Here is a 14886-nt window from a genome sequence, read left to right on the forward strand (position 1 = left end):
CAAAAAGCAAGGGCTGACAATAGATAGTTGTCAGTCCTTTATTAGTTCCTAATTAATGGTGTGAAATGACATCATGGTAGGATATGATAGTGTAGATAGGTTAATAAAAGAACTGGATGTTTTTTACAACTAATAACGTTAAATGTTACATCCTTATAGCATCCATCTTATAGCATCCATTATCATGAATGTATGTAAAGTAATGCTAGCTACCTGATAGCGGCCATGGAAGTATAAGGATGTATGGCAAGTTAGGTACAAATGATAAACGAAGATGAGTAAAAACAGATAGGCAAAAATAGTCTAACAAAAGAGCTTTTGGGACTACAGTTTTTGGGTAAAACTACTATGAGGAAGTCTGTTAACATGACAACAAGGTGATTCGGCTTTTTACGGAACTCTGCTGTTTAATCATGTGTTCGACTAAATTCTATTATAGATCGATTTAGATTCAATTAATTTTTAGCATTGATGAAAGGCAGGTGGTTTGATGATAACGTATGAAGAAGTCATGGATACACTTAAGGATTTAGGATCAGATCAAACAAAGGATACCCATATGAGACATGGTGCGACGGAACCAATATTCGGTGTTAAAATAGGTGATATGAAAAAACATTTAGTGAAAAAGGTGAAAAAGGATCAGAATCTAGTCTTGAAATTATATGATACACAAAATAGTGATGCAATGTATCTTGCTGGATTATCGATTGATCCAAAGAAAATGACGAAAGAACAACTTCAAAACTGGGTTGAAAAAGCTAACTGGTATTTGATAAGCGAATATACAGTAGCTCAAGTAGCAGCAGAATCAAATGTTGCGTTAGAATTAGCAAGGGAATGGATGACTTCTGATGCTGAAATGATTGCTACTGCGGGTTGGAGTACGTATTCAAACTATTTATCAATAGCAGAAAATGAAAGCATTAATAAAAACGAGGTAGAATCATTACTAGATAAGGTAGAAGCTACTATACATGATGAAAGAAATCGAGTTCGTTATGTGATGAATGGTTTCGTAATAGCTGTGGGTGCGTACTATCCACCACTTATTGAAAAGGCTAAGAATGTAGCTAAAGTTATTGGGAAAGTCCATGTAGATATGGGAAATACAGCTTGTAAAGTTCCTTTAGCTACAAGTTATATAAAAAAAGTTGAGGATAAAGAATTGATAGGGAAAAAACGTAAGACATGTATTTGCTAAAAGGTGAGGGGATTTTTGGTGTTAGGCTCAAATTATGGTTGTTTGTCATTATCTTATTTAGCAGTAAGGATAGAGTAGAAACCGCATCAATGTAGAGGAAACGGCTCAATATGGTATAATAATATGAGAAGGGAAGTGTCGGGTTGAAATACTTAAACAATTTGTACAAAGAAGGAGAAGTTGTTAAGGTTCGTAAGACTGGAGAACTAGTGACAATTTCAAAAACGCAATATGTAAAACATATGAAAAAATACTCTTATAAAGTTATTGAATATCCTAGCACCTTTTATTTTGAAGGAGAATTTGAAAAGGCACAAGAACCCGAAGGAAAATAAAGAGTTTTGCCAAATGTTGTTTTCATATTAAAAAATGACCTAAATCAAACATATAGATAGTAGAAACAATGACTGCAAAAAACCACTTCACAATTAGAGGTGGTTTTTTTCGTTATATCAGACCTTATAGGTTTTGCGCTTCTTTTTTTCTTCTCAATCATTTGTCTATGTTAGCTGATTTTTTGATTTGAAAAGATGTCATAATCTATCAATCTAGTATGGTGACTATTTTAATAGAAAATGGAAAAATTCTTCAGAGGAAGATTGAAAGTGAGTCAAAAGATATACACCACTTTGCGAAAATTTATGTTTTTTGAGTAGTATGACGTAGGTCGTTATCTGTGTTTTTATTTAAACCATCAATACCGATTGACTGAGATAAAAGCATCATATAAATTGGGTATATATGTAATGGCAGGTAGTTATTTAATATTGACTTTAAGATAAAATACATAACTAGTTGACTATTATATGAGTTAGATAATTCCCTGCTCTTTTGAAAGATGTTTATCATGGTTTTCTGTGATGAAACAGGTTTATTTTTAGAGTAGGCAATATAATTCTGAAGGAGTGGAAGAAAAAATGGCAGGACAAATTCGTATGACCCCAGCTGAACTTACAGCTAAAGCAGCTCGCTATGGTCAAAGTTCACGACAAATTGAACAAATTTTAACAGACTTAAGAAACTTACAAAATGAATTACGTGGAGAATGGGAAGGTCGCGCATTCGAAAGATTCGATGACCAATTTAACGAATTAAGTCCAAAAGTGCAAAATTTTGCTCAGCTAATGCAGGAAATTAATGAGCAGTTGACAAAAACTGCAGACGCAGTGGCTCAACATGATGAGCAATTATCACGAAATTTTGGTTTAAACTAATCAATCCGTGTTAACTAATAAGGTGAACATATGATTGGTGGAATGAGTCATTTCGGGTCTCCTGTGTTCCCTTAACCAAAAGCCACGCAACAACTGTTGTGTGGCTTTTGGTCTTGTTTGGTAAATTTCTGGATTTTCACAATGGAAAGAAGTGCACGATAACCAGCTTCAACAATCCAACTTTAAAAAGGTTGATGCTTGTCGGGTGATCAAGGACCTTTCTCTTTCTATATATGAACTTATAAATAGCATACATACTACTTATCACTAGCAGGAGTTGAGATTGATGAAAAGAATAGAAAGAGGTGTCTTACTGTTTCTCGTTTTAGTATTAGCTCTGTCCGCAGGTATTTCCTACCTTGCATTGAACCAAGCCTCAAAGACCAGTAACAATGCAGTTCAGAAAATGGCTGTAGCGTTGGTAAACGAGGACGAAGGGACAGAATTTAATGGGAATCATTATGAATTTGGTTCAGAATTTATAAACAGTATAGAAAAGGATGCACAACATGAATGGTATATTGTCAGCCGTGGAGTTGCGGAAAGTGGTCTAGAGCGTAACGTTTATAATATGATGATTGTCATCCCAAATGACTTTACAGATAAAGCATTATCGATAGATTCTGCTTCACCTGATCAAGTATTACTGAACTATAAGATAAATGCCACCGACAATAATAAAGTAAAAGCAGAAGCTGAAAATACGGCAAGTTCGATCTTAGGTGACTTTAATCGTCGAATTATCGATGTTTATTTTGCTAGTATTATCGGGAATTTGCAGGACGCACAAGATAACATTAGCTCAATTGTAGAAAAGGAACAAAATTATACATATATGTATAATAATACAATTAATCGTCCGTTGTCTAACTATACTTCACAATTTAAAGCAGTTCAAAGTGATACGGAAATTTCCAAAGCAAGCTTCGATGGTTTACAAGATATATTAAAAGAATTCGAGAGTAATCTTGGAGAGGGCGTTAAAAAAACTCAAACCTACCAAGATAGCTTTATGAATTTAGCTGAAAAACAAGCTGCGAATGGCCTCTTGGCAAAAGATCTATCTAACCTTTTATCTGATTTAGATAGTGGTATGAATAGTGAGGATGCCTTGCAGCAACTTGATCATTTACAAGCGGCGAATGAGGCAATTAACAATCAATTCATAATGAAAAATGAAGAACAAAATACAGCTACAATTATTTCAAAATCAGTAGCCATTCAAACGTATCTTCATTCGACGAAAGAAAAGATGGGTAGAATTGATACAAAGTTAACAGATACATTAGCATCAGATATGCAGAAGACTCTTGCAGATAAATTACAGAAGTCAATTAGAAGTTCTTCTGGTGAAGAGCAAGATGTTTACTTAAATATGATCTTTGCTAAGCCAGATAATAATGCAAAGAAAAGTCTTGAGCGTCAAATAAATAAGCTCCCTTCGTTAAATCTCGATGATTTGGATGGGTTAAACATAGCGGAAGGAACGTATAATCAATTAAAAAATGTCATTGAGGTGACCAATAAATATACTAGTGAGTTTGGATTTATCCCCGAGCGCCCTACAGATAGCACCCCTCTGGCAGACCAAGTGGATCAAATCCTGAGCGATTTAGTGGAAACTGGTGTAAATGTAACGGACTCTGTAATCCTTCCTGAGAATAAGAAGAAAGGACAGGAACTTACATTAAACGTTCCAGAAGAGTATGAAGTGAATCAAGTACTACTAACATTACCTGATGAGCAAGAAATGGATTATACAACTTCTTATAGCGAAAATAAAAAAATTTCCCTTCCGGCGACAGATGAAGGGAAATTCATTGTTAAGTTGAAGCTTCATTTGAAAGACAAAAGCAGCGGGGTTGATGTGTTCCAACCGATTACATGGAGTTGGAATATTGTCCAAAAAGATGTGACAGATGTTGATAAACCAGAATTACCATCAGAACCAGAAATACCGGAAGTTCCAGAAGAACCAGAATTAGAAATACCAGGAAATCCAGAGATAGCTGATCCAACAGATCCAACAGATCCAACAGATCCAACAGATAAAGATACTGCCCCACCTGTTGATACGGATGATCCTGTACTACCTGTACAAGTCCTTAATATCACCAATAGCAGCGAGAATATAAACTCCGGTGAGATGAAGGCTAGTGATGAAGAGCAGAATGTCAGCGTAGAGAAGGATACAAATCTCAATGATGATAACGCAGAAGAAAATGATCTTGATCCACTAAATCCAGTGGAAGAGAACACCGGTGAAGATGAGCAAAGTGAAGAAGAACTAAATCCAGGGAATCCAAATGACGAAAAACCTGGTGATGGTAATGAAGAGGATGGTAATGATTCAGGAGATAAGGATGAACAGGATGATCAACCTAAAAATCCAACCGAAAAATTAAAAGTAATCAATAATACCATCAATCATCAAGTGATGTCACCACTTATAAATGATTCAACAAGCATACTTTTTAATGCAGCAAGTGATACGATAAGCAATTATCAAAGAATGCTAATGTTATATGATATTTACTTTGGAATTAACATGTTTAATCCTGATCTCGTAGATCAATTGAGTCAAACAAAGCTATCAGATTTAACAACACCAGATTCATTGTATTACCTGTTTAATAAGCAGGATATTGTTGAAGTGATAGCAAATTATCTAGCGGAACAAATTACAGAGGAAGTACGCATTGAAACTGAGAACTTACAAACCGATATGGATACTTATATCGCTATGGTGAACCAGGCTGTTCAAGACTCAGAGACAATGTCAAATTTGATTAACCAAACGACAGACCAAGCAAATGTTTTAAATACAAATCTAGCAGAATCATTAAATGATGTGACTTCTTGGAGAGAGGCAAGTCTTAACTTACAAGATGAACAGACTAAAATCCTTAATAATGAGGATGAAGTACAAAGTGTTGTAGTCGAATTGGATGGGCAATTTAGTTCTTTATTAGCTGCAAGTCAATCACTTGCAGAACAATCAAAGGGTAATTTAAATACAGCTGATGGGGTTTATCAAACATTTGAGGCGATTGATAACCAAGCAGCTAAAATTCAAACAAGTGGTTCTGATATTGTCGAAGATGCAGCTGATTTGTCTGAAAATCTAACTGAAAAGCTAGTCGAAGATCAAACATTCGCAGAAAATTTTGCCGGCGTCTTAGCCAATAGTCGAGTAGGTGAAAGGCAAAATGAAAATCTATTCAGTTTTCTTTCGAATCCAGTTCAAACAAAAAATGATGGAGTTATTGTAGCAGGAAATAAATTCACACCGTATTTTATCGTGTTAATTTGTTTTATCGTTTGTTTATTTACTGCCTATGTTATCTCTACAAATGAAAGAAAAAGGGTACAGAAAGATACATTTGAGGAAGAACGGTCAATGGTTCGTAACAATGGACCGATAACGATTGTAACTACAAGTATTGGGATTATTGAAGGAATAGTAATTGGGTTGCTTTCTGGTTATTTATTACAGATGGGTCAAGATGAATTCTTGCTTTGGACCGGTACGATTACTTTGATTATGCTGGCTATGCTACTTGTAGCAACTTACTTATTAAGACAATTAAAAATGGTAGGTATGTTTATTCTACTTATTATTCTGAGTCTCTATTTATTTTTAACGGAAGCATTAGGACTACACTTAGAAAAAGTATCAATTGCAGCTAAATTACGTACATTTTCTCCGCTGCAATATATAGAGAAGTTACTGATGGAATTTGGAAATGGTCTAGGAGACAATCAATCAATCATTTACAGCTGTCTCGCTTTAATTGTCATTAGTATTGCAGGTCATTTATTTGTCTTAAACCGTTTTGCAAAAAGCAAGGAGGTTGATGATGAGGGTGTTAGTGAAACGATCTAGTGTTATAGCAGTCTCCCTAATAGTAACCTTGAGCATTTTTCCTTCCTTAACAATTGCTGAGGAAAGTCCTGAAGATACTGGAAAGATGAAAGTGAAAATGGAACGAATTGGCCAGAATGACACAGACCGAAAAAATTCAGGCAGTAATGATAATAAGGAAACCGAATTAGATAAAATTGCCCCGAGTTTGTTTGAAGAACAAACTCGGGCAGCAATCCAAGTTAAACAACAAGAATTGCAAGATACAACAGAGCAACTTGAAAATGTCCTTTTCGTTACAGATAGTAAGGGCAACACAGCTTTAATGGAAACGGAAGAAACGTTGTTTACAAGTGATTATGATGTTGAAATGACAGTTGCCATAAATCAGAATAATAACGAAGATAATGAAGAGGAAAGTATAAGCGCAAATATAGTGGCAGGCTTAAGTGGATTAGTTCTAATGGGCTGTGCAGGCCTTTTCTTGATGATGAGAAAGATGTTTTAGTTAGGGGGATAAAGGCGATGGCATATGGAACACATATTAATATTACGATCGATTTCAGTAAGTGGGATGATAAACAATACGATTTAAGAATCCCAATACATCAGCCTATAAAACAATTGCTTATGAACTTAGCGGACACATTAAATCTCGATATTAAGAGAGAAGTTCTTTTCGCAGTAAAGGTACCAGCAAAAAAACTCCTATTGACTGATGATGACCGTCTTGTTGATTTTTCGGTGACAGACGGTGATATTCTAATAGTTTTATAACGCTCTTTTCAAAAAAGCCCTTATCAAGATCATTTCCCTAAAGTCATAAAACGCTTAAGGTAGTAGCGTGGATAACTAAAAAGACTAAGCAATAAACTTGCTCAACTTAGAAAAAGGAGTCAATGAAAATGAATGAACGAACCATAGAAATGGATTCAGTGCCTATCCAATTTTCGATCAATGATGACATATGGCAGCTAAAGTTGGCAAAGTCTCAGACACATGTTAAGGATATTCGTCAGTTGGCGCTTATTACAGAAAAGGCGGACAATTTTGTACCTGCACAAGTTGAAGATGGTGAGGATATCTTTACCTTTTCATTCATCGTCGATTCAAAGGTAAAGAAATGGGAAGATGTGTTAAAGCTGAGTCGAAGCGATAAATTACGGTTATTGTGTAATATTTCTCGGTTTGAGAAGGCTCTATCAACTCGAATGACCTTCTTCTTACATCCTGAAAATCTTGTATTTGATGATAACCTCTTACCATCTTTGGTCTATCGTGGCATTCGTGACTTGGTACCACCCTTTGAACTCGATAAAGATAAGTTTGTTCTCCAATATAAATGTTTAGTCGTTGCATTGTTTTCCAAGAAGTATACCTTTGATGAACTTTACAGTGGGTCTTTAAAGAATGCTAGAGATACAGAATTTGAGCGTGAAATTGGGGAAACAGAGGATTTAAACTCACTGATCAATCTCCTAGAAGCTAGTTATCTACAAGAAAAAGACCAAACAGATAGAAATATGCAGGTTGTACCTAAGAAAAGGTTTCGCCTCTTCAAACAATTAACCATTACAATGATTATCGTTTCCGTTATTTTAGCGGTACCTCTGGCTTATTTCAGTTTTGGTAAAGTACCTTTTCAAAATCATTTACTAGAGGCTCATCGCCACTTCCTTGCGACGGACTATGGCCAGGTAATCAGTGAAATGCAGGGGGAAGAACCAGAGAAAATACCAGTAGCTGGAAAGTATGTGCTAGCCTATTCGTACATTAAGTCAGAGAAACTATCCGATGAACAAAAAGAGTCAATTATGAAAAACATTAGTATGAAAAGTGATGAAAATTACTTATTATACTGGATTTATAATGGACGAGGTGATTTTGACAAATCAATAGATCTTGCGATGTATATTGATGATCCTCAATTAATCATGTATGGACTGATTAAACAAATAGAAAGAACGAAAAATGACCCTGATATGACGGGATCGGAACGTGAAGAAGAGGTGCAAAAATACCAGGAACAACTTGTTAAATATACAGAGGAATATGGTACCGATTCACTACAGGATTCACAGACATCCGGCTCAGTAACCGAAGATGAAAAAGACGTAGTGGAGGAACAAGTTAATCCAGATGTGGTAGACCAAGGAGAAAAACAAGAAACGACAACGAAAGATAGACCTAATACGGAAAAAACAGAGCTACCAAAAGATAGCGATGCAGCAGAAGGTAAGGAACAGACAGAGAAGAAAGAGTAGTCTGTGATTCCTTATAGAAGAGGAAGAATCTTATCGAATGAACGAGCAATTTTTGTTTGGAGAGGGAGATTGAAGGATGGCGAGACGATTACTACTACTAAGCTATGGAGATCAATTACACAAATGCCATTTAATTTTATACGAAAATAGGGTTATTACAATTGGGAATAGTGATACAAATACGGTCACATTTTCGGCAATGATGGAGGAAAGACCTGTAAGAATTGAATGGTCAGGTGAAGTCTGCAAAATTGGAGATCAACGACTTAAAGATAATGGGAAACTTACAATAGCACTAACTGAAACACCACTACATCTATATTTAACAGATGAAACGGAATGGCAGGTATATGATACAGCAAGACAGTATAGTATGACATTCGGCAAAAATGAATATGATGATGTATGGTTACAAAACTCAACAGTCGATCTTATTCTAATTCGTGATCAGCTGGGGGCGTCGTTCAAGCTAGAAATTTACGATGGTCTTGTGTATCACAATTTTAGTAAAACAAATGGAAATGTGGTGCTTGAACCAGGCGACCAGCTTTTCTTTGATGGACTTCTAATGAACATCGGAAAAGATGAAATCGAGATACTAAAGACTGATGTGGTAAAATCAACAAAATTAGTTCGTTTACATGGAGAATCCTACGGATATGGAGAAGAATATCCGGATTATCACCGATCACCGCGAATCATCTATCGTGAACCTGTAGAAAAGTTAAAAATGGCGAAGCCTACTTCTATCCCAAGAAAACCAAGTGAACAATTGGCACGTGTTATTGTCCCACCATTAGTTATGATTGCAGCTATGATTTTGGTTTCTTTTTTTCGACCAAGCGGAATTTATATCATCATCATGCTTTCAATGACAGTAGTGACAGTGATCTTTTCAATCACAACTTATATAAAGAGTCTAAAGCAATATCGTTTGGATACAAAGGAACGAGAAGAGAGCTACCAGGAATATTTGAAACAGAAAACAAAGGAATTATATAAGGCAAGTGGAGAACAACGGCATGCGCTACATTATCATTATCCAAGTATTGGGAAATTGCGTGAAATGGCTGTGAGTGTCGATTCAAGAATCTATGAAAAGACGATGTTCCATCACGATTTTCTCATGTACCGTGTCGGATTAGGTAGGGTAGACTCAAGTTTTGAAATTGAATTTAATATCGAAGAATTCACCCAGGAAAAAGATGAATTGATCGAAACAGCACGAGAACTTCGTTCACAATATCTAGCACTAGAGTCTGTGCCGGTGGTGACCTCTTTATCGAAAGGTCCGGTCGGGTATATCGGTCAACGCTATCTTGTTTTGGAACAATTGCAGTTATTAGTAACTCAGATGTCCTTGTTCCACAGTTATTTTGATTTGCAGTTTGTTACAATTTTTCCAGAAGAGGAAAAAGAAAAATGGGACTGGATGCGTTGGTTGCCACATGCTAGTTTACGGGATATAAATGTACGTGGTTTTGTTTATCACGACCGCTCTAGAGATCAAGTCTTGAATTCACTTTACCAAATGTTAAAAGAACGAAAACTAGCGATTGATGAAAAAGGTAATAAAAACGAAAAATTATATTTCTCTCCCCATTTTGTTGTACTAATTACCGATGAAAAAATGATTTTGGATCACTCTGTTATGGAATTCTTTAATGAAGACCCGAGTGAACTGGGTGTTTCACTACTGTTTGTTCAAGATGTTATGCAGTCTCTTCCAGAACATGTGAAAACTGTTATCGATATCCGAGATGCGAAGAATGGCAATATCATTCTTGAAGAGGGTGAATTGGTTAACAGAAAGTTTACTTTGGATCATTTCCCAGGTGGATTTAATAAAGAGGATATTTCACGTGCGTTGGCACCACTTAACCATTTGCAAAATTTGAAAAATTCAATTCCTGAAAGTGTAACATTTCTTGAAATGTATGGTGTGGAGAAGGTAGAAGATTTAAGTATTCCATTACGTTGGGCACAAAATGAAACATATAAAAGCTTAGCTGTTCCATTAGGATTACGTGGAAAAGAGGATATCGTCAACTTGAATTTACACGAGAAGGCACATGGGCCACATGGTTTAGTTGCCGGTACGACTGGATCTGGTAAATCAGAAATCATCCAATCCTATATCATTTCACTTGCTGTAAATTTTCATCCGTATGAAGTTTCCTTCCTATTGATTGATTATAAAGGTGGCGGGATGGCAAATTTATTTAAGAATTTACCACATTTATTAGGGACGATTACAAATTTAGATGGCGCACAATCGATGCGTGCACTTGCATCTATTAAAGCGGAGTTACAAAAACGTCAACGCTTGTTTGGTGAGCATGATGTTAATCATATCAATCAATATCAAAAACTTTATAAACAAGGTGAGGCAAGTGAGCCAATGCCACATTTATTTTTGATCTCAGATGAATTTGCCGAGTTAAAATCTGAACAACCAGACTTCATGAAAGAACTCGTCTCGACTGCTCGAATCGGTCGTTCTCTAGGGATTCACCTCATCTTGGCAACGCAAAAGCCAAGTGGTGTTGTCGACGATCAAATCTGGTCAAACTCTAAGTTTAAGTTAGCTCTCAAGGTGCAAAATGCGAGTGATTCGACTGAGATTTTAAAGACGCCTGATGCAGCAGAGATCACCCTTCCAGGTCGTGCCTACTTACAAGTAGGCAATAATGAAATCTATGAATTATTCCAAAGTGCATGGAGTGGTGCAGATTACCTTCCAGATAAGGATGAAAAAGATCTTGTAGACACAACGATTTTTGCAATAAATGACCTTGGACAATATGATATTATCTCTGAAGATTTGAGTGGTCTAGCCAATAAAGAAACCATTTCAAAAGTACCAACAGAGCTGGAAGCTGTCATTGATTTTATTGATGCCTATACAAAGAGTGAAAAGATTCCTGATCTTCCTAGACCATGGCTACCTCCATTAGAAGATAGAATCTATCTTTCCGATTTACATATAGTGGATTACAAAGAAACGTGGGATGAAGAAAAAAAACCATTAGAGGTCACAGTCGGTCTTCTTGATATTCCAGAAATGCAAGCGCAAAAACCATTATCACTAAATCTATCAAGGGATGGGCATATTGCAGTCTTTTCCAGTCCAGGATATGGAAAATCGATATTTCTACAAAGTATTGTTATGGATGTGGCTAGAAAAAATAACCCACAACGAGTGCATATGTACCTGATCGATTTAGGAACAAATGGTTTGCTACCATTGAAAGATCTCCCACATATAGCAGATACGATTATGGTTGATGAAGAAGATAAATTGGCAAAGTTAATTCGCCGTATACAAAGTGCCTTAAAGGAAAGAAAACAAAAACTAAGTAAATATGGAGTTGCCACTATCCAAATGTATGAGCGTGCGAGCGGAGAAGAAGTGCCTTCGATTCTATTAGTGATCGATACAATTGACTCTGTAGGTGACGCAGTTTATAAAGATGAGTTTGAAAAAATAACTTCACAGATTGCTAGAGAAGGTGCCAGTGTAGGTATTCATATGGCGATAAGTGCGGGGCGTCAAAGTGCTATGAGGGCTCCATTGCTTGCTAATATCAAGCACCAACTTTTTTTATATATGATTGACGAAACAGAACCTAGAAATATAGTAGGAAGAACAACTTTGAATATAGAGGAACTACCTGGTCGGGGATTAGTTAAGTTAGACCAACCAACTGTTTTCCAAACAGCGCTCCCGGTAAAAGGTAAGGACACGTTGAACATCATTGAAGAAATACAAAGAGAGTCTAGCGAAATGAAACAAGCTTGGACAGGTAAGATCCCAAAGGGGATACCGATGGTTCCTGAGAAAATTGACTTCACTGATTTTATCGATAAATCAGAGACTAAGGCAATTATTGAAAAAGGTGGAATACCTTTTGCTGTTGACTTTGAAGAGGTAGAACCAATCGAGTTAAGTGTTGTCAAAGATCATACAACATTGATCTTAGGTGACCTCATTGATTCAGTAGAACAAACCTATTTAACTATTATTTCAAGTATTGAATTTAACGACCATATTGATGTCGGAATGATAGACAATACGGCCACTAGATTTGGTTCATATAAGGATCAAGTCGATATGTACGCAGAATCGGGTGAAGCTATCGATCTATTTACTGAACGTCTCCAAGGGTTGTTTGAGGCTAGAGAAGATGCATTTCGTGAAGTGCAATCGGCAACAGGTGGGCGTGCAACGACAAATGATTTCCTGAAAGAAATACGTCCAATGGTCGTACTTATAACTGATGTGTCATTTGTGATCGATTCAGCATCATTAACAACACAAACAACAATTGCCAAGCTTATTCAAACAGGAGCTAGAGTTGGGATTCACTTTGTTGTTGGAGCAGCACATGGTGCGATAGAGAGACAATATGATGACATCACAACAACATTGAAAAAACAAAAAGTCGGTGTGTTAATTGGCAGAATCGCTGATCAAAATATGTTAGAAGTGTTGAATCGACCTTATAAAGAGAAGGGCCTACTCCCTTATGAAGCTTATTATATAAAACAAGGGAAAGCAGAAAAAATTAAGATTGTCGCCCCAAATCAAAAACGAGAGGTAGTGAAGTCCAGTGTTTAATTGGTTTAAAACAGATACTGAAATTAAAAGGGATGATTATGATAAATTGCATGACAAGTTAAATGATGCACTTGCAGATCATGATAAAAAAGTAGCAGAAGCCAATTCAGCATACAGTAGTTATTCTGGATCAATTCCTAATCTTTCAAATACAAAAATACCATCCAATGATTTTGATCCGAAAAGAGAAGAATTAAATGACAAATTAATGGAGCGGTATAATACCGATAAAGAGAAAAGGTCTTCACTTAATACAGCAATCAATCAAGCTTATGAGCGTTATATTTACTATAAAAACCTGGCGATTCGAGAAGAAGCAGCAAAAGAAGCTAAAGAGGCTAAAGAACGTAAAGAGAGATTGGAGCGATTATATGGGAAGCGTTAAAATTTATGGTGACAAAGTAAATGATGCAAAGACAGCTGCAAGAACATTGGAACAATCTTTAAAAACTACCTATGATCGTTGCGAGGAATTATCCTCATATGTCCATTCAGCAAAATGGAGTGGGAAATCTAGAGATGCATTTTTGACATACATTGACATTATTCAGCAGTATCATAAAGATTTGGTGTCGGTAGCAGCTAAACAAACAAAAGCGTTAAATAACTTGGATGATTATATCGATGACTTTAACAAAGATAGTGCTGTAAAAGAAGTGAGAAACTTATGATGAATAAGACATTAGAAGCGACAGATACATTTACTGGACCTGAGTTATACCTGTTAGCTGCTGCTTTTGGTGGAAATGTCCTTTTTGGCTTACCTGATAAGCAGACGTATCAATTAAAGGGTGAGAAAGTCTTTGAAGAGGCTCATTTTCGCTTAAGAGAGAAGGAGATTCTTTCTCTCGATGGAAAAATAACAAAGGCTGGGGCAATGGTGATTAAAGCGGTTGAAACATATCATCAAAGTGAAAAGTATGTTCGAATAAATAATTTAATGTTCGCTTTCCAAGACCGTGAAAAAGACGAGTTAATTATGCTGGTTGAGTTGGAAGAACCAGAACATTATCAATTACACGTTATATCAAAATCACTTGTTTTGAAAATGTTAGGTGAAAAGTTCCCTGTCATCGTAAGAGAACCCGATGAAAAGGAAAAAGACTTTCTTAAAAAAGAATTATCCAACCAAGAGAAAAAAGAGGTTGAAGGGTTTGAACCAGAATCGATGTTTATGAATTTGGAGCTATTTCATTTAAAGGAAGTACCAAAGATAAGCACCAATTCTGCCTATTACCAACAATGGCTTATTTTCACAAAGGATGGGAAGCTAATGATGGTTGATCCCATTTATAAAAAGTATTACCATGCGAGTCAATATTGGTTTCTGAAAAAGGTCTTTGATGAAATGGAATTCCCTTACAAGGAGGCACAAATAAATGGTTAGAGCAGCGATGAGTAGTGGAGGTGGAGGCTCTGCATCACTAATTAATGTTAATACAGATGAGATGACAACAATCTTTACTTATTTGCAGGAGATTATAACCGAATTAGAGTCGAATGCAGCTAGTAGTATTGAAAAGCTTGGGAACATTGATTTTTATACAGAGGGAAAGGCAAAGAAAACAATGGAAGTATATGCAGAAGCAAATGAAAAGATTATGGATCTATACGATAACTATAGTCGTGCTTCAACGTTAGTTATTGATATTCTAAACACAATGATGGAAGCTGACCAAGAAATTGCCGAACAAATTATCGCGAAGTTGGGGATATAA

The 14886-nt window shown here is 36.1% G+C and carries 13 protein-coding genes; 12 read left to right on the forward strand and 1 reads right to left on the reverse strand.

What is annotated here, in order from left to right; genetic code table 11:
• Positions 1-493 precede the first annotated feature (493 nt).
• Positions 494-1204, forward strand: a complete 711-nt coding sequence (locus AC6CHR_RS10325; protein WP_498248809.1) for a DNA alkylation repair protein — start codon at positions 494-496, stop codon at positions 1202-1204.
• Positions 1205-1347: 143 nt separating this feature from the next.
• The gene (locus tag AC6CHR_RS10330; protein ID WP_498248626.1) at positions 1348-1539 is read left to right on the forward strand and encodes a hypothetical protein; all 192 of its coding nucleotides are present in this window, start codon (positions 1348-1350) and stop codon (positions 1537-1539) included.
• A gap of 304 nt (positions 1540-1843) precedes the next feature.
• On the opposite strand, the gene AC6CHR_RS10335 is transcribed toward AC6CHR_RS10330, so the two are convergent.
• Positions 1844-2053, reverse strand: a complete 210-nt coding sequence (locus AC6CHR_RS10335; RefSeq protein WP_498248627.1) for a hypothetical protein — start codon at positions 2051-2053, stop codon at positions 1844-1846.
• A 68-nt stretch (positions 2054-2121) separates the two neighbouring features.
• Here AC6CHR_RS10335 and AC6CHR_RS10340 point away from each other — a divergent pair, with 68 nt between their 5' ends.
• The 10 genes from AC6CHR_RS10340 to AC6CHR_RS10385 all read left to right on the forward strand — a co-directional run bounded on the left by AC6CHR_RS10340 (position 2122) and on the right by AC6CHR_RS10385 (position 14886).
• Positions 2122-2418 carry a WXG100 family type VII secretion target gene (locus tag AC6CHR_RS10340; protein ID WP_498248628.1) on the forward strand — a complete coding sequence of 99 codons (297 nt, stop codon included), beginning with the start codon at positions 2122-2124 and terminating at the stop codon, positions 2416-2418.
• 286 nt (positions 2419-2704) lie between these two features.
• Positions 2705-6304: a type VII secretion protein EsaA gene (gene esaA, locus AC6CHR_RS10345; RefSeq protein ID WP_498248629.1), complete on the forward strand. Its 3600-nt coding sequence runs from the start codon at positions 2705-2707 to the stop codon at positions 6302-6304.
• Positions 6279-6791, forward strand: coding sequence for a type VII secretion protein EssA (gene essA / locus AC6CHR_RS10350; RefSeq protein WP_498248630.1), 513 nt, complete (start codon positions 6279-6281; stop codon positions 6789-6791). Before esaA ends, essA begins: the two co-directional genes overlap by 26 nt.
• Before the next feature lie 17 nt (positions 6792-6808).
• Positions 6809-7060: an EsaB/YukD family protein gene (locus tag AC6CHR_RS10355; protein WP_498248631.1), complete on the forward strand. Its 252-nt coding sequence runs from the start codon at positions 6809-6811 to the stop codon at positions 7058-7060.
• Between the two features lie 128 nt (positions 7061-7188).
• Positions 7189-8547 (forward strand): type VII secretion protein EssB, encoded by a 1359-nt coding sequence (essB, locus tag AC6CHR_RS10360; protein WP_498248632.1) that lies wholly within the window; start codon positions 7189-7191, stop codon positions 8545-8547.
• 76 nt (positions 8548-8623) lie between these two features.
• On the forward strand, positions 8624-13168 hold the full coding sequence (gene essC, locus AC6CHR_RS10365) for a type VII secretion protein EssC (protein WP_498248633.1): 4545 nt from the start codon (positions 8624-8626) through the stop codon (positions 13166-13168).
• Positions 13161-13553: an EsxC family T7SS substrate gene (locus AC6CHR_RS10370; RefSeq protein ID WP_498248634.1), complete on the forward strand. Its 393-nt coding sequence runs from the start codon at positions 13161-13163 to the stop codon at positions 13551-13553. Before essC ends, AC6CHR_RS10370 begins: the two co-directional genes overlap by 8 nt.
• Positions 13540-13839 (forward strand): WXG100 family type VII secretion target, encoded by a 300-nt coding sequence (locus AC6CHR_RS10375; protein ID WP_498248635.1) that lies wholly within the window; start codon positions 13540-13542, stop codon positions 13837-13839. The genes AC6CHR_RS10370 and AC6CHR_RS10375 overlap by 14 nt, the downstream gene beginning before the upstream one ends.
• Entirely contained in the window at positions 13839-14555 is a 717-nt protein-coding gene (locus AC6CHR_RS10380) for a DUF5081 family protein (RefSeq protein WP_498248637.1), read from the forward strand. Before AC6CHR_RS10375 ends, AC6CHR_RS10380 begins: the two co-directional genes overlap by 1 nt.
• Positions 14548-14886 carry a hypothetical protein gene (locus AC6CHR_RS10385; protein ID WP_498248638.1) on the forward strand — a complete coding sequence of 113 codons (339 nt, stop codon included), beginning with the start codon at positions 14548-14550 and terminating at the stop codon, positions 14884-14886. Before AC6CHR_RS10380 ends, AC6CHR_RS10385 begins: the two co-directional genes overlap by 8 nt.

Source organism: Metabacillus sp. GQ13, from assembly GCF_059758525.1.